Origin of the sequence: Pseudomonas sp. M20, from assembly GCF_045037865.1 — a bacterium.
In the GTDB taxonomy this organism is placed as follows: Bacteria; Pseudomonadota; Gammaproteobacteria; order Pseudomonadales; family Pseudomonadaceae; genus Aquipseudomonas.
Window position 1 is genome coordinate 6,531,663 of the sequence record NZ_CP173611.1, and the last position, 15,189, is coordinate 6,546,851.

Genomic DNA, 15,189 nt, shown 5'->3' on the forward strand with positions numbered 1-15,189 from the left:
GCGCAGCCGTCGGCAGCCCGCAGGGGCGTGTGTTTACAGCAGAAAATAATCCCGGCCTTCGACCTGACCGCGTCGCAGCGGGTTCCGCGTGCACCATTGCGCGTAAGTCGCATCGACGAAGCGGTACATCAAGTGTTCGTCCCGGCCATGGGGGATACCCAGGCGGGTGGTCTGAATGATGTGCGAGGGCGCAGGCCCGGTGTCTTCTACCAGAAGGACTTCATGATCGAAACGTTTGGCATCCCACACTGGTACTTTCAGCCCCAGCGCCTTGCACAGCAGGGTCTGCCCGGCGCAAAGCTTTTGCGAAGGGCGCGCACGTCCCTGAGCATCGGGATTGTTCAACAGCATCTGCGCCAGACTCGCCGGCCCGCTGATTTCATCGACCCACGGATAGGCGGATTTGATCAATACCGCATTGCCCGGGCCCTGCGCACTGAAGTTCAGCGAATCACCGCCACGGGCGTAGTACATATAGATGTGCCCGCCATCCAGAAACAAAGCCTTACGCTTTTCTGTGTAGCCGAGGGACGCGTGGCTGCCCTTTTCTGCGCAGTAATAGGCTTCGGTTTCAATGATTCGCGCGCTCAGCCACAGATCCCCAACCCGGTGGCGAATGACTTTGCCGAGCAGATCCTGCGCCAGCACTTGCGCATCTCGGTCGAAAAAGGCGTCCGGCAGCCCCAGCGGGAGGCGTTCGGCGCGGTGGCGAACGGTCAGGTTGGACATGGCAGGCAACGTTTATCCAGACTCAGGAGGTCGTGATGATAACAACGCACGGCTTAATTGGGCCTGAACGCTGGTGAATCTGCGTTCATTTTGACCATCCGCCCGTCACCGCTGTTAGTCCCGGGACGCGACAGCTATAATCTGCCGCTTTCCTCTTTGCCAAGACCCCAGCAGACCATGACTGAGTCCGTTCTTGACTACATGACCCGATTGGGTCGCGCCGCCCGCGAAGCCTCCCGCGTCATCGGCCGTGCCAGCACCGCGCAGAAAAACCGCGCCCTGCAGGCCGCTGCCAATGCCTTGGACGCCGCGCGTGCCGAGCTTGCTGCAGCCAATGAACAGGATCTGGCTGCCGGTCGCGCCAATGGTCTGGAGCCGGCACTGCTGGAGCGTCTGGAGCTGACCCCGGCGCGCATCGACGGCATGATCGTCGGTTTGCGTCAGGTCGCGGCACTGCCGGACCCGGTCGGTGCGATCCGTGACATGAGCTTCCGTCCGTCGGGGATTCAGGTCGGCAAGATGCGCGTGCCGCTGGGCGTGATCGGGATCATCTATGAAGCTCGTCCCAACGTGACCATCGATGCTGCGAGTCTGTGCCTGAAGTCCGGCAACGCGACCATCCTGCGCGGTGGCTCCGAAGCGATTCACTCCAACCGGGCAATTGCCGCGTGCATCCAACGCGGTCTGGCCGAGGCCGAGTTGCCCGGCGCCGTGGTGCAAGTGGTCGAAACCACCGACCGTGCCGCCGTTGGCGCGATGATCACCATGCCCGAGTACGTCGACGTGATCGTGCCGCGCGGTGGCCGTGGCCTGATCGAACGCATCAGCCGCGATGCCCGCGTACCGGTGATCAAGCATCTGGACGGCATCTGTCACGTTTACGTCAGTGCCCACGCCGATCTGGCGAAAGCCCAGCGCATCGCTTTCAATGCCAAGACTTATCGTTATGGCATCTGCGGTGCGATGGAGACGTTGCTGGTCGATCACACGGTTGCGCAAGATTTCCTGCCGTCGATGGCGGCGCAGTTCCGCGAAAAAGGCGTCGAACTGCGCGGCTGCGAGCGCACCCGGGCGATCATCGACGCCGTTGCCGCCAGCGAAGACGACTGGAGCACCGAATATCTGGCGCCGATCCTGTCGATCCGTGTGGTCGACGGTCTGGATCAAGCCATCGAACACATCAACCATTACGGCTCCCATCACACCGACTCGATCGTCAGCGAAAACCTCGCCGACACCCGGCGTTTTGTGGCGGAAGTCGACTCGGCGTCGGTGATGATCAACACCCCGACCTGCTTCGCTGATGGATTTGAATACGGATTGGGTGCCGAGATCGGCATTTCTACTGATAAGCTGCACGCCCGCGGCCCGGTGGGTCTCGAAGGACTGACCTGCGAGAAGTACATCGTGGTCGGTGATGGCCAGTTGCGCGGCCAGGCGCCGGTCTGACTTGACCGACCTCGACCTGACAGCGCCGCAAACCGGCAGCGAAACCCGTCCGCAGCGCATCGGCGTTCTGGGCGGCACGTTCGACCCGGTGCACATCGGCCATTTGCGCGGTGGGCTGGAAGTCGCCGAAGCGTTGGCGCTCGATGAGTTGCGCCTGATGCCGAATGCGCGGCCGCCACATCGCGGTACACCGCAGGTGTCGGCGCAGGATCGGCTGGCGATGGTCGAGTGTGCGGTGGCCGGAATGCCGCCACTGGTGGTGGACGCCCGCGAATTGCAGCGGGACAAGCCGTCCTGGACCATTGATACCCTGGAGTCGATGCGCGCTGAAATGCCCGCCGAGACCCAGGTTTTTCTGCTTTTGGGCTGGGACGCATTTTGCGGCCTGCCCACTTGGCACCGCTGGGAAGAGTTGCTCCAGCATTGCCACATCCTGGTGCTACAGCGCCCGGACGCCGACAGCGAACCGCCGGATGCCTTGCGCAACCTGCTGGCAGCGCGCTCGGTGAGCGACCCGCTGGCCCTGAAGGGGCCGAGCGGACAGATTGCATTCGTCTGGCAGACACCGCTCGCGGTTTCCGCCACCCAGATCCGTCAACTGCTGGCCAGCGGTAAGTCGGTACGTTTCCTGGTGCCCGACGCGGTCCTGGCCTACATCGATGCGCACGGTCTGTACCGTGCGTCGAACTGAACAAGGCGTGCTTCACTGATACGAATCCACGTGTCGCCAAGCCGCCGAATATACGAGCAAAACGAGTTTTATATGACTAACAAAGACGTAAGCAAAGTTAAGCGCAAAGGCACGTTCAAGAGCGCCCCGCTGCCAGAACCGGTCAACACCAATGAGCCGCTGAAGGGCGACGAGCTGGTCAAGCTGGCTGTAGCTGCGCTGGAAGACGTCAAGGCACAAGATATCCAGATCATTGATGTTCGCGACAAGCAGAGCATCACTGACTACATGATCATCGCCACCGGTACGTCCAACCGCCAGATCAACGCGATGCTCGACAAGGTTCGCGAAGAAGTCAAAAAGCAGGGCGCCAAGCCGCTGGGCGAAGAAGGCAAGGGCGACAGCGATTGGGTGCTGCTCGACCTTGACCTGGTGATCGTGCACATGATGACCGCCTCGGCACGTCAGTTCTACGATCTGGAGCGCCTGTGGGCCGGTGCCGAGCAGAGCCGTGCGGCCGACGCCAAGCACCACAGCCCGGAAAACACCCACGAGCATTTCACCAAGCTCAACAAAGACCAGCTGTAAGGGATTGCTGTGCGACTGCGCCTGATCGCCGTCGGTTCACGCATGCCCAAATGGGTGGAAGAAGGCTGGCATGAATATGCCAAGCGTCTTCCGTCCGAGCTGGCGCTGGAACTGGTGGAAATACCGCTCAATACCCGTGGCAAGAATGCCGACGTGGCCCGTTTCATCCGCCAGGAAGGCGAAGCCATGTTGGCCAAGGTCGGGCCGAACGAGCGGATCGTCACGCTGGAAGTCCACGGCAAACCCTGGAGCACCGAGAAGCTGGCGGTCGAACTCGACCGTTGGCGGCTGGATTCGCGCACGGTCAATTTCATGGTCGGTGGCCCGGAAGGGCTGGCGCCGGAAGTCTGTGCCCGTGCCGACCAGCGCTGGTCGTTGTCGCCGCTGACGTTGCCGCACCCGCTGGTGCGGATCCTGATCGGCGAACAGTTGTATCGTGCCTGGACCGTGTTGTCCGGTCACCCTTACCACAAGTAATCCAGCCCTCATGTCTCAGCCGATCCGCATCAAGGACCACGAAAAGGACGCACGCCTGGTGCGTAGCCGCGTCGTGTTCGGGGCCATTGCGATCATGCTGTTGATCGGTGTGCTGATCGCGCGGCTGTATTACTTGCAGGTGATCCAGTACGAGTACCACTCGACGCTCTCGGAAAACAACCGCGTTCACGTGCAGCCGATTCCGCCGACGCGCGGGCTGATTTTCGACCGTAATGGCGTGGTGGTGGCGGACAACCGTCCGAGCTTCAGCCTGAGCATGACCCGCGAGCGCTCCGGCGACTGGCAGCAAGTGCTCGACGTCATCGTCGAAGTGCTGGAGCTGACGCCCGAGGACCGGGTGATTTTCGAGAAGCGCATGCGTCAGGGGCGCCGGCCATTCGAGCCGGTGCCGATCCTGTTCGAGCTGAGCGAAGAGCAGATCGCCCGCATCGCGGTCAACCAGTTCCGCCTGCCGGGCGTGGAAGTGGTCGCGCAGCTGGTTCGTCACTATCCGCAGGGCGCGCATTTTGCGCACTCGGTCGGTTACATGGGGCGGATCAACGAGAAAGAGCTGAAGAGCCTCGATCCGGTCAACTACAGCGGCACCCACCACATCGGCAAAACCGGCATCGAGCGTTTCTACGAGCCGGAATTGCACGGTCAGGTCGGTTACGAAGAAGTCGAGACCAACGCCCGTGGCCGTGTGTTGCGCGTGCTCAAGCGTACCGATCCGATTCCCGGCAAGGACATTGTACTGAGCCTGGACATCAAACTGCAGGAAGCGGCCGAGGCTGCCCTCGGCGGGCGTCGTGGTGCGGTGGTTGCGCTGGACCCGAAGACCGGCGAAGTGCTGGCGATGGTCAGCCAGCCGAGTTTCGACCCGAACCTGTTCGTCACCGGGATCAGCTTCAAGGCGTATGCCGAATTGCGTGATTCCATCGACCGGCCATTGTTCAACCGTGTACTGCGCGGTCTGTACCCGCCAGGCTCGACGATCAAACCGGCGGTGGCAATTGCCGGTCTCGATTCCGGCGTGGTCACGGCATCCAGCCGGGTGTTCGACCCGGGCTACTACATGCTGCCCAACTACGATCACAAATACCGTAACTGGAACCGCACCGGTGACGGCTTCGTCGACCTCGACACGGCGATCATGCGGTCCAACGACACCTACTTCTATGACCTGGCGCACAAGCTCGGCATCGATCGGTTGTCCACCTACATGAACAAGTTCGGCATCGGCCAGAAGGTCTCGCTGGACATGTTCGAAGAATCCCCCGGCCTGATGCCGTCCCGCGAATGGAAACGGGCGACGCGTAAACAGGCGTGGTTCCCGGGTGAAACCCTGATCCTCGGGATCGGCCAGGGCTACATGCAATCAACTCCGCTGCAACTGGCTCAGGCCACGGCGCTGGTCGCCAACAAAGGCATCTGGAATCGTCCGCATCTGGCCAAATCCCTCGAAGGGGTGAAACCGGTTGACGAGAATCCGATGCCGGACATTGTCCTGCGCGATCCGTCCGACTGGAACAAGGTCAACCACGGCATGCAGCAGGTGATGCACGGCGCTCGAGGTACTGCGCGCAAAGCGGCGATCGGCGCGCAATATCGCATCGCCGGCAAGTCCGGCACGGCGCAGGTCGTGGCGATCAAGCAAGGCGAGAAATACGACCGCTCCAAGGTTCAGGAGCGCCACCGCGACCACGCCTTGTTCGTAGGTTTTGCCCCGGCTGATGACCCGAAAATCGTCGTATCGGTGATGGTCGAGAACGGTGAGTCCGGCTCCGGCGTCGCGGCGCCAGTGGTGCGTCAGGTCATGGACGCCTGGCTGCTCGATCAGGACGGACGTTTGAAGGCCGAATACGCCAGCCCAATCAGTGCGGAGGCTACGGCCCGTGATGAATAACTTTGATCGCATGCTCTCCAGTGAGGATGTGATGCGTCGCCGCGCGACGTTGCTGCAAAGACTGCATATCGATGGTCCCTTGTTGATCCTGCTGCTGATCCTCGCCGCCGGCAGTCTGTTTGTGCTGTATTCCGCCAGCGGCAAAAGCTGGGACCTGCTGGCCAAACAGGCCACTTCGTTCGGTATCGGTCTGGTCTCGATGATCATCATCGCCCAGTTCGAGCCGCGTTTCATGGCGCGTTGGGTGCCGCTCGGCTATGTGATCGGCGTGGTGCTGCTGTTGGTGGTGGACATCATGGGCCACAACGCCATGGGTGCGACGCGCTGGATCAACATCCCCGGGGTAATCCGCTTTCAGCCCTCGGAGTTCATGAAGATCCTGATGCCGGCGACCATCGCCTGGTATCTGTCCAAGCGCACGTTGCCGCCGCAACTCAAGCATGTCGGCATCAGCCTGATGCTGATCGGCGTGCCGTTCGCGCTGATCGTGCGCCAGCCCGATCTGGGCACTTCGCTGCTGATTCTGGCGGGCGGTGCATTCGTCTTGTTCATGGGCGGGCTGCGCTGGCGCTGGATTCTCAGCGTGCTGGCCGCCGCGATTCCGGTGTCGGTGGCGATGTGGTTTTTCATCATGCACGACTACCAGAAGCAGCGAATCCTGACCTTCCTCGACCCGGAAAGCGATCCGCTCGGTACCGGCTGGAACATCATTCAGTCGAAAGCCGCGATCGGTTCCGGCGGCGTGTTCGGCAAGGGCTGGCTGCTCGGCACCCAGTCACACCTGGACTTCCTGCCGGAAAGCCATACCGACTTCATCATCGCTGTACTCGGCGAAGAATTCGGTCTGGTGGGCATCTGCGCGCTGCTGCTGATCTATCTATTGTTAATTGGCCGGGGGCTGGTGATCACCGCTCAGGCGCAAACGCTATTCGGCAAATTGCTCGCCGGTGCGTTGACCATGACGTTTTTTGTTTACGTTTTCGTCAACATCGGTATGGTCAGTGGCCTGTTGCCGGTCGTAGGGGTGCCGTTGCCGTTCATTAGCTACGGCGGAACTTCGCTGGTGACGCTGCTGTCAGCGTTTGGGGTTTTGATGTCGATCCATACCCATCGCAAGTGGATCGCACAGGTTTGAATAAGGTGAAGAGTGCAATGCAAGTAATGCGTGGCTGGGCGACTCGATGCGCGCCAGTGGTAGGCCTGATGGGCCTCCTGGGCGGTGTGCAGGAAGCGCTGGCCGGCGAATACGAAGGCTCGCCTCAGGTGGCCGAGTTCGTCGGTGAAATGACCCGCGACTACGGTTTCGCCGGTGAGCAATTGATGGCGGTGTTCCGCGAGGCTCAGCGCAAACAGGCGATTCTCGACGCCATTTCCAGACCTGCAGAGCGCGTCAAGCAGTGGAAAGAATACCGTCCGATGTTCATCACCGACGCGCGTATCGCCCGTGGTGTGGATTTCTGGCGTCAGCACGAGGCGACACTGGCCCGTGCCGAGCAGGAATACGGCGTACCGGCACAAGTCATCGTGTCGATCATCGGTGTTGAAACCTTTTTCGGACGTAATACCGGTAATTACCGGGTGATCGATGCCTTGTCGACGCTCGGTTTCGACTATCCTCCCCGTGCCGAATTTTTCCGCAAGGAACTGCGTGAGTTCCTGCTGCTGGCGCGCGAAGATCAGGTCGACCCGCTGACCCTCAAAGGCTCGTACGCCGGGGCGATGGGCCTGCCGCAGTTCATGCCGAGCAGCTTTCGCGCGTATGCGGTGGATTTCGACGGTGATGGCCACATCAATATCTGGAACAACCCGGATGATGCGATTGGCAGCGTAGCGAGCTATTTCAAGCGGCACGGCTGGGTCGCGGGTGAACCTGTGGTCAGTCGCGCCGATGTCCGTGGCGAGCAGGTCGATGAAGGCCTGACCACCGGCATCGAACCGACGAAAACGGTTGGAGAGTTGCGGGCGCTGGGCTGGTCAAGTCATGATGCGCTGCGCGATGATATGCCGGTTACTGCATTTCGCCTCGAAGGCGAGAACGGCCCTGAATACTGGATGGGCCTGAAGAATTTCTACGCGATCACGCGTTATAACCGCAGCGTGATGTACGCCATGGCCGTACATCAACTGTCTGAACAGCTGGTACAAGCACGGGGCGTCAAGTAATGCGGGCATTGCCTAACAATAAACCCCTGAAGCTGGTGGCATTCGCTGCGTTGGCGGTATTGGTCGCCAGCTGCACGACCAGCCGTTCCCCGACGCCGAAAACCTCCAATACCGCCGTGCGGGCGCAGCCTGGCCTGGACATCAATCGCGCGCACAAAGACGGCGCGCCTTGGTGGGACGTCGATGTGTCGCGCATCCCGGATGCCACGCCAACCCTGCACACCGGCCCGTACAAGGCCAACCCGTACACTGTACTGGGCAAGACCTACTTCCCGTTGCAGGAATCCAAGACCTATGTCGCTTCCGGCACGGCGTCCTGGTACGGCACCAAGTTTCACGGTCAGAACACCGCCAATGGCGAGGTTTACGACCTGTACGGCATGAGTGCCGCACACAAGACATTGCCACTGCCAAGTTACGTTCGGGTAACCAACCTGGACAACAACCGAACAGTGATCCTGCGCGTCAACGACCGTGGGCCGTTCTATTCCGATCGCATCATCGACTTGTCCTACGCCGCCGCGAAAAAACTCGGTTACGCCGAAACCGGCACCGCGCGCGTCAAGGTTGAAGGCATCGATCCGCAGCAATACTGGGCAGCCAAGGGCCGTCCGGCACCGTTGATGCTCAACGAGCCGCAGGTCGCGCAGAACAGCGCTCCGGTGATCACGGCGTCGGCCGGCACCGTCGAGCAATGGACGCCACCGCCGCAGCAACATGCCTCCGACACCGTCCCTGTGCCGATGAGTGCAAAAAAAAACGCTTCTGCAACAGCAACTGGCCAGTATCTGCAGGTGGGCGCGTTCGCCAACCCGGACGCTGCAGAACTCCTGAGGTCGAAGCTCAGCGGGATGGTGAGCGCTCCGGTGTTCATCAGCTCGATCGTGCGCAATCAGCAGACCCTGCACCGGGTTCGCCTGGGGCCGATCGGCTCGCCGGGTGAAATTGCCCAAGTGCAGAACAGCGTGCGCCTGGCCAACCTTGGTTCGCCAAGTGTGGTTACCGAGTAATACGTAGAACTTGATTGACGATTCGCCAGCGATTGGGGGGCGAATCAGGTTGTTGGCTCGTCGAAGAACAAAAGCCCGGCAAGGGTGACTGGAGTGAGCAACTGAACACGCGATGGCTCGTTAGAAAGTCATCTGATTAAATTTTGTCCGCAAGGACAGTTTCCATTAGCGATTTCGAGAGACGGATGAACATCACCACCTTTGCCAAACGCCTGTGTCTGCTAGTCCCGCTGCTCCTCTCGCCAGCCGCCTTCGCGGCCGAGATGATGCCGTCGCCACCGCAACTGGCCGCCAAAGCCTACGTTCTGATGGATGCCAGCAGCGGCAACGTGCTGGTCGAGAACAATGGCGACCAGCGTCTGCCACCGGCCAGCCTGACCAAGCTGATGACCGCGTACATCGCGACCCTGGAAATCCGTCGTGGCCAGATCGGTGAAAACGATCCGGTGACCGTCAGCGAAAACGCCTGGCGTACCGGCGGTTCGCGGATGTTCATCAAAGTCGGCTCGCAGGTGACTGTCAGCGACCTGCTGCACGGCATCATCATCCAGTCCGGCAACGACGCCAGCGTGGCGCTCTCCGAGCACATCGCCGGCAGCGAAGATGCATTTGCCGACCTGATGAACAAGACTGTGACTGATCTGGGCATGACCAATTCCCACTTCATGAACCCGACCGGTCTGCCAAACCCTGAGCACTACTCGTCGGCTCACGACATGGCGATCCTGGCCCGTGCGATCATCCATGAAGATCCGGCTCACTACGCGATCTACTCGCAGAAAGAGTTCTTCTGGAACGGCATCAAGCAGCCTAACCGCAACCTGCTGCTGTGGCGCGACAAGACCGTTGACGGTCTGAAAACCGGTCACACCGACGAAGCCGGCTACTGCATGGTGTCCTCGGCGGTACGTGACGGCCAGCGCCTGATCGCGGTGGTGTTCGGCACCAACAGCGAAGTGGCTCGCGCCGCTGAAACCCAGAAGCTGCTGACCTACGGCTTCCGCTTCTTCGAAACCCAGACCTTCTATCAGAAGGGCACCGAACTGGCTCAGGCCCCGGTGTGGAAAGGCACCACCAATCAAGTCAAGGCCGGCCTGGCTGAAGACCTGACCATGACCCTGCCAAAAGGCCAGCTGAAGAAGCTTGCTGCGAGCATGACCATGAACCCGCAACTGACCGCGCCAATCGCCAAGGGCGACGTGATCGGTAAAGTCGAAGTCAAACTGGAAGACAAGGTCGTGCACAGCGCTGACCTGATCGCTCTGGATGGCGTCGAGGAGGGTGGTATCTTCCGCCGCATGTGGGATAGCATCCGTCTATTCTTCTACGGCTTGTTCAACTGATTTGTGTTGACCTGCATGGCCCCGCCCCGATCCGGTGCGGGGCCATGCGCGTTATCACGGCTTGCGCTCAAGAGGCCGTTACGCCATGACCGATACCGAAGTAAAGGCGCCAAAGATCGAATTCCCTGTCACGGATTATCCCGTTAAGGTGATCAGCGATACCGGTGTGGGCAACAAAGACAAGATCATCGACATCGTCAAAAAACATGCGACCATCAATGATGAGCGCATCGACGAGCGTCAAAGTACCAACGGCAAGTACACCACCATTCAGTTGCACATCGTCGCGACCGACCAGGATCAGCTGTACAACATCAACAGCGAACTGCGGGCGACCGGCTTCGTGCATATGGTGTTGTGATGCCGGGCACGCTGGGCTTTCGTGAGCTCGGCCAGATGGCCTACGAGCCGGTCTGGCATGCCATGCAGCGCTTCACCAACGAACGCGGCAGCGATGCCGCCGACGAAATCTGGCTCGTCGAGCACCCACCGGTGTTCACTCAGGGCCAGGCCGGCAAGGCCGAACACCTGTTGCTGCCGGGCGATATCCCGGTGGTGCAGGTCGATCGCGGCGGGCAGGTGACTTATCATGGTCCCGGCCAGTTGGTGGCCTATCTGCTGCTGGATGTGCGCAAGCTGGGTTTCGGCGTGCGTGATCTGGTCAGCCGCATGGAGCTTTGCCTGATTGAACTGCTGGCCAGCTACGGCGTAACCGCTGCAGCCAAGCCAGATGCTCCCGGCGTCTATGTCGATGGAGCGAAAATCGCTTCTCTGGGTTTGCGGATTCGCCACGGTTGTTCCTTTCATGGCCTGGCCCTGAACGTGGATATGAACCTGGAACCGTTTCGACGGATTAATCCCTGCGGCTATGCCGGGCTGGCGATGACCCAGCTGAGCGATCACGCAGGATCGATTGAATTTGCCGAGGTAAGTGCCCGGCTGCGCGCGCAGCTCGTCAAACACCTCGACTATGCTGAGCAGACGACCCTGACGGGCGGAATCGACTGATATGACTACTGATGCAGTGCAAACCATGATCCCGACGCTCGACGTGACCGAGCGCCCGGCCCCGCGTCCCAAGGTAGAAGCCGGCGTCAAGCTGCGCGGCGCCGAGAAGGTTGCACGCATCCCGGTAAAGATCATTCCGACCACCGAGCTGCCGAAAAAGCCTGACTGGATTCGCGTCCGCATCCCGGTTTCGCCGGAAGTCGACCGGATCAAGAGCCTGCTGCGCAAGCACAAGCTGCACAGCGTTTGCGAAGAAGCGTCCTGCCCGAACCTCGGCGAGTGCTTCTCCGGCGGCACCGCGACCTTCATGATCATGGGTGACATCTGCACCCGTCGCTGCCCGTTCTGCGACGTTGGCCACGGTCGTCCGAAGCCACTGGACGTCAACGAGCCGGAAAGCCTGGCCATCGCCATTGCCGACCTCAAGCTCAAGTACGTGGTGATCACTTCGGTTGACCGCGACGACCTGCGTGACGGCGGTGCCCAGCACTTTGCCGATTGCATCCGCGAAATCCGCAAACTGTCGCCGAACGTGCAGCTGGAAACTCTGGTTCCGGACTACCGTGGTCGCATGGATGTTGCCCTGGAAATCACCGCAGCCGAGCCGCCGGATGTGTTCAACCACAACCTGGAAACCGTGCCGCGCCTGTACAAGGCTGCGCGTCCGGGTTCGGATTACCAGTGGTCGCTGACCCTGCTGCAGCGCTTCAAGCAGATGATGCCGCACATTCCGACCAAATCCGGCCTGATGCTGGGGCTGGGCGAGACCGACGAGGAAGTCATCGAAGTCATGAAGCGCATGCGCGAACACGACATCGACATGCTGACCCTCGGTCAGTACCTGCAGCCTTCGCGCAGCCACTTGCCGGTGCAGCGATTCGTGCACCCGGACACTTTCGCCTGGTTCGCCGAGGAAGGTTACAAGATGGGCTTCAAGAACGTTGCGTCGGGCCCGTTGGTGCGTTCTTCGTACCACGCCGACGAGCAGGCCAAGCTGGTCAAGGCTGAGCTGCTGGGTTCCTGATCCCGCGCTGAATGAAAAAATGCCCGCCGAGGCTTTAATGCCCGGCGGGCATTTTTTTGCCCGGATTACCTTCTCTGCTGATTTTTCCTTCAATCCACGGCGTGCCTGACCCTCTTCTGTTTGCCGCCGTTCCTGACTACTGTGTGTGCATGACTTCACAGGGAGATCCAAGGATGACCGTTCGACCGACCCACACACTTTGTCCGCACAGAGCCGTGCCCGCACTGCCTTCAGAGGGACTGATCGGCGTTATTGCACCTGCCGGTCCCGGTACTCTGGACACCGACAAGGCGCTGCAATGGATGCGCGCCCGTGGCTATGGGCTGAAGGTGTTTCCCGGTGTCTATGAAAAGGATGGCTATCTGGCCGGTAGTGACGATGTACGCCTGCGTGACCTGCACGCTGCGTTCGCTGATCCCGAGGTCGATGCGATCATTTGCCTGCGCGGTGGCTACGGCACGCCGCGATTGCTCGACCGGATCGATTACGACCTGCTGAGCCGCAACGCCAAGCCCTTCGTCGGCTACAGCGATATCACTGCGCTGCATCTGGCCATCAGTCGTTATGCCGCATTCGTGACCTTTCACGGGCCGCTGCTCAACGCCGACCTGTTGGGCGACAAAGAGCCGCCGACCGTTACTTCGTTCTTCGCCATGCTGCGCGGGCAATTGAAGGCGGGGAGTGTGCTGAGCCATCCGGTGGCTTATCCGTTGACTACCGTCGAACCTGGCATCGCGCACGGACGCTTGCTCGGCGGTAATCTGGCGATGATCGCTTCGACGTTGGGTACGCCTTACGAAATCGATGTCGAGGGGGTGATTCTGCTGATCGAAGACATCAACGAGCCGCTGTATCGCATCGACCGCCTGCTGACCCAGATGCGTCTGGCCGGCAAGTTGGCGAAGTTGCGTGGCGTGTTGGTCGGGGATGTTGCGGGAGTGGATATTGAAGCGCTGAACCGCTTGCTCAAGCAGACCTTCGAGCCGTTGCGGATTCCGGTGTTGTCAGGGTGGCGCAGCGGCCATTGCGATCCGAACCTGACGCTGCCGATGGGTGCGTTGGTGCGGCTGGATGCGGGGAAGCAGGAATTGATGCTTGAGCAGGATGTAGTGACCCGATAAAGCAAAAGATCGCAGCCTGTGGCAGCTCCTACATTGGAATGCGATCCCTGTAGGAGCTGCCGCAGGCTGCGATCTTTTGATCTTGCTTTATTGTCCTCGCAGGCTTTCCAGCAACTTGTGCGTCGGATACCCGTCCGCCGGCCAGCCAAACGATTGCTGGGCACTGCGAATCGCTTTACGCGTATTGGCACCAATGATCCCGTCCGCTGTGCCGGCATCGTAATTGCGTGCGCTCAGCAAGGTCTGCAATTCCATACGCTCGGTGCGGCTCAGCGGCAGGTCATCTTTCGGCCAACTGCCGTTGATCAAGCCGCCACCGCTGAAACGCTCGGACAACAGGCTCACTGCCAGCGCGTACGACGACGAGTTGTTGTACTTGAGGATCGCGCGGAAGTTGTCGAGGATCAGGAACGCCGGCCCACGATAACCAGCCGGCAGTAGCAGGGCGGCAGACAGCTGTTCAGAGCCTGCTGGCACCTGACCGCCATTCGGCAGAGTCACGCCCAACAGACGCCATTCGGCGACGCTCTTGCGAATCGCGCCATCAGCCAGCGTGTAATTGAAACTGCTCGGCAATTGCACCTCAAAACCCCATGGCTGGCCACGCTGCCAGCCGGAACTTTGCAGGTAATGCGCAGTTGATGCCAGCGCATCGGCAGGGCTGCCCCAGATATCGCGGCGGCCATCGCCGTCAAAGTCCACGGCATGGGTATTGTAGGTGGTCGGAATGAACTGGGTCTGACCCATCGCGCCAGCCCACGAGCCGAGCATCTTCTCCGGCGTGATATCGCCCTGTTGCAGGATCTGCAGGGCGGCGATCAATTGAGCGTGGGCAAAGCCCGGACGGCGGCCCTCGTAGGCGAGGGTGGCCAGCGAGTTGATCACCGACTTGCTGCCCTGGAACTGGCCGAAGTTGCTTTCCATGCCCCACACCGAGACCAGCGCCTGGCGGTCAACGCCATAACGCTGTTCGATGCTTTGCAGAATATCGGCGTACTGGCTGATCAGTGCCTGGCCCTTGCGCACGCGCAGAGGCGACAGCGCGCCGTCGAGGTATTCCCACACCGGGCGGGAGAATTCCGGCTGACTGCGGTCGGCACGAATCACACTGGCGTCGAAGCTGACATTGGCAAAGGCGCGATCGAACAGGTCGGCGCGAATCCCGGCGGCCAGTGCATCTTTGCGAAAGCCTGCCTGCCATTCGGCAAAAGTCTGGGTCGGCTGAAGATCAAGTGGGTCGGCGGACGGCACTACCGGCGGGATGATCGCTGGGGCCGTGGCGACAGGCGCGGCTTGAAGGGGTTGCGCATCGGCGGCGGTGGGTTTTTCCGCACAGGCGACAAGCAGAATGAAGCTGGAGGCAGCGATCAATTGGCGAACAGGCCAACGACGGGAAAGACTTAGGGGCATGCACAGTTCCAGGAAAACGAATCAGGTGCAGACCTTAACATGACCAGGGGGTACTGCGCTTTAAGCGGCCAGAAAGTAAGAAGCCTCCCAGCTGTCAGACTGGAAGGCTTCGCGGCGGTAGCTGCCTTTACCCTTGGTTGGTCGTTCCTGACGACTGCGGAACAGGGGTTGGGCGACGATGGATTTGGCCTTGTTGGGGCCATGTTTCGATGGCTTTTTGCTCATGAGGATTCTCTCGAGTGAGTGGGTTTTGCGGGGGAAATAATCTGCCGATGTCGGGCGTCTGTCCAG

At 60.6% G+C, this 15,189-nt stretch carries 16 protein-coding genes; 13 read left to right on the forward strand and 3 right to left on the reverse strand.

All coding sequences use genetic code 11. The features are described 5' to 3' along the window. Window positions 1–33 precede the first annotated feature (33 nt). Window positions 34–729 (reverse strand): DNA-3-methyladenine glycosylase, encoded by a 696-nt coding sequence (locus ACI514_RS29115; protein ID WP_405122811.1) that lies wholly within the window; start codon window positions 727–729, stop codon window positions 34–36. A gap of 177 nt (window positions 730–906) precedes the next feature. On the opposite strand from ACI514_RS29115, the gene ACI514_RS29120 reads away from it, so the two are divergent. The 13 genes from ACI514_RS29120 (at window position 907) to ACI514_RS29180 (ending at window position 13,488) form a co-directional block, all read left to right on the forward strand. Continuing rightward, complete coding sequence (locus tag ACI514_RS29120; RefSeq protein WP_405122812.1) at window positions 907–2,178, forward strand: glutamate-5-semialdehyde dehydrogenase; 1,272 nt, start codon at window positions 907–909, stop codon at window positions 2,176–2,178. Then, window positions 2,147–2,869, forward strand: a complete 723-nt coding sequence (nadD, locus tag ACI514_RS29125; RefSeq protein WP_160059546.1) for a nicotinate-nucleotide adenylyltransferase — start codon at window positions 2,147–2,149, stop codon at window positions 2,867–2,869. Before ACI514_RS29120 ends, nadD begins: the two co-directional genes overlap by 32 nt. A 72-nt stretch (window positions 2,870–2,941) precedes the next feature. Next, window positions 2,942–3,436, forward strand: coding sequence for a ribosome silencing factor (gene rsfS / locus ACI514_RS29130; protein ID WP_160059545.1), 495 nt, complete (start codon window positions 2,942–2,944; stop codon window positions 3,434–3,436). Window positions 3,437–3,445: 9 nt separating this feature from the next. Next, window positions 3,446–3,913 carry a 23S rRNA (pseudouridine(1915)-N(3))-methyltransferase RlmH gene (gene rlmH / locus ACI514_RS29135; protein ID WP_160059544.1) on the forward strand — a complete coding sequence of 156 codons (468 nt, stop codon included), beginning with the start codon at window positions 3,446–3,448 and terminating at the stop codon, window positions 3,911–3,913. Window positions 3,914–3,923: 10 nt separating this feature from the next. Further along, a complete protein-coding gene (mrdA, locus tag ACI514_RS29140; protein WP_077574667.1) occupies window positions 3,924–5,819 on the forward strand; it encodes a penicillin-binding protein 2 in 1,896 nt (631 codons plus the stop codon). A gap of 31 nt (window positions 5,820–5,850) precedes the next feature. Continuing rightward, entirely contained in the window at window positions 5,851–6,954 is a 1,104-nt protein-coding gene (gene rodA / locus ACI514_RS29145) for a rod shape-determining protein RodA (RefSeq protein WP_049802149.1), read from the forward strand. A gap of 17 nt (window positions 6,955–6,971) precedes the next feature. Continuing rightward, window positions 6,972–7,982, forward strand: a complete 1,011-nt coding sequence (gene mltB / locus ACI514_RS29150) for a lytic murein transglycosylase B (protein ID WP_405122813.1) — start codon at window positions 6,972–6,974, stop codon at window positions 7,980–7,982. Then, complete coding sequence (locus ACI514_RS29155) at window positions 7,982–8,992, forward strand: septal ring lytic transglycosylase RlpA family protein (RefSeq protein WP_007909599.1); 1,011 nt, start codon at window positions 7,982–7,984, stop codon at window positions 8,990–8,992. The genes mltB and ACI514_RS29155 overlap by 1 nt, the downstream gene beginning before the upstream one ends. Window positions 8,993–9,177: 185 nt before the next feature. Then, window positions 9,178–10,335, forward strand: coding sequence for a D-alanyl-D-alanine carboxypeptidase family protein (locus tag ACI514_RS29160; protein WP_038361911.1), 1,158 nt, complete (start codon window positions 9,178–9,180; stop codon window positions 10,333–10,335). A gap of 85 nt (window positions 10,336–10,420) precedes the next feature. Further along, a complete protein-coding gene (locus ACI514_RS29165; protein WP_039761816.1) occupies window positions 10,421–10,696 on the forward strand; it encodes a DUF493 domain-containing protein in 276 nt (91 codons plus the stop codon). Further along, window positions 10,696–11,343 carry a lipoyl(octanoyl) transferase LipB gene (lipB, locus tag ACI514_RS29170; RefSeq protein ID WP_008087909.1) on the forward strand — a complete coding sequence of 216 codons (648 nt, stop codon included), beginning with the start codon at window positions 10,696–10,698 and terminating at the stop codon, window positions 11,341–11,343. The genes ACI514_RS29165 and lipB overlap by 1 nt, the downstream gene beginning before the upstream one ends. A gap of 25 nt (window positions 11,344–11,368) precedes the next feature. Further along, the gene (gene lipA / locus ACI514_RS29175) at window positions 11,369–12,367 is read left to right on the forward strand and encodes a lipoyl synthase (protein ID WP_161986515.1); all 999 of its coding nucleotides are present in this window, start codon (window positions 11,369–11,371) and stop codon (window positions 12,365–12,367) included. Window positions 12,368–12,540: 173 nt separating this feature from the next. Further along, complete coding sequence (locus tag ACI514_RS29180; protein ID WP_405122814.1) at window positions 12,541–13,488, forward strand: LD-carboxypeptidase; 948 nt, start codon at window positions 12,541–12,543, stop codon at window positions 13,486–13,488. 87 nt (window positions 13,489–13,575) lie between these two features. On the opposite strand, the gene ACI514_RS29185 is transcribed toward ACI514_RS29180, so the two are convergent. Then, window positions 13,576–14,898 (reverse strand): lytic murein transglycosylase, encoded by a 1,323-nt coding sequence (locus ACI514_RS29185; RefSeq protein ID WP_160059540.1) that lies wholly within the window; start codon window positions 14,896–14,898, stop codon window positions 13,576–13,578. A 60-nt stretch (window positions 14,899–14,958) separates the two neighbouring features. Beyond that, entirely contained in the window at window positions 14,959–15,123 is a 165-nt protein-coding gene (gene arfA, locus ACI514_RS29190; protein ID WP_016986126.1) for an alternative ribosome rescue factor ArfA, read from the reverse strand. Window positions 15,124–15,189: the final 66 nt, after the last annotated feature.

What these genes read in the sequence shown, in the direction of transcription:
- ACI514_RS29115 (WP_405122811.1), bottom strand. Translation starts at nt 729, where the DNA reads ATGTCCAACCTGACCGTTCGCCACCGCGCCGAACGCCTCCCGCTGGGG.
- rsfS (WP_160059545.1), top strand. Translation starts at nt 2,942, where the DNA reads ATGACTAACAAAGACGTAAGCAAAGTTAAGCGCAAAGGCACGTTCAAG.
- rodA (WP_049802149.1), top strand. Translation starts at nt 5,851, where the DNA reads ATGCGTCGCCGCGCGACGTTGCTGCAAAGACTGCATATCGATGGTCCC.
- ACI514_RS29120 (WP_405122812.1), top strand. Translation starts at nt 907, where the DNA reads ATGACTGAGTCCGTTCTTGACTACATGACCCGATTGGGTCGCGCCGCC.
- lipA (WP_161986515.1), top strand. Translation starts at nt 11,369, where the DNA reads ATGATCCCGACGCTCGACGTGACCGAGCGCCCGGCCCCGCGTCCCAAG.
- ACI514_RS29180 (WP_405122814.1), top strand. Translation starts at nt 12,541, where the DNA reads ATGACCGTTCGACCGACCCACACACTTTGTCCGCACAGAGCCGTGCCC.
- ACI514_RS29165 (WP_039761816.1), top strand. Translation starts at nt 10,421, where the DNA reads ATGACCGATACCGAAGTAAAGGCGCCAAAGATCGAATTCCCTGTCACG.
- mrdA (WP_077574667.1), top strand. Translation starts at nt 3,924, where the DNA reads ATGTCTCAGCCGATCCGCATCAAGGACCACGAAAAGGACGCACGCCTG.
- ACI514_RS29155 (WP_007909599.1), top strand. Translation starts at nt 7,982, where the DNA reads ATGCGGGCATTGCCTAACAATAAACCCCTGAAGCTGGTGGCATTCGCT.
- ACI514_RS29160 (WP_038361911.1), top strand. Translation starts at nt 9,178, where the DNA reads ATGAACATCACCACCTTTGCCAAACGCCTGTGTCTGCTAGTCCCGCTG.
- nadD (WP_160059546.1), top strand. Translation starts at nt 2,147, where the DNA reads ATGGCCAGTTGCGCGGCCAGGCGCCGGTCTGACTTGACCGACCTCGAC.
- arfA (WP_016986126.1), bottom strand. Translation starts at nt 15,123, where the DNA reads ATGAGCAAAAAGCCATCGAAACATGGCCCCAACAAGGCCAAATCCATC.
- lipB (WP_008087909.1), top strand. Translation starts at nt 10,696, where the DNA reads ATGCCGGGCACGCTGGGCTTTCGTGAGCTCGGCCAGATGGCCTACGAG.
- ACI514_RS29185 (WP_160059540.1), bottom strand. Translation starts at nt 14,898, where the DNA reads ATGCCCCTAAGTCTTTCCCGTCGTTGGCCTGTTCGCCAATTGATCGCT.
- mltB (WP_405122813.1), top strand. Translation starts at nt 6,972, where the DNA reads ATGCAAGTAATGCGTGGCTGGGCGACTCGATGCGCGCCAGTGGTAGGC.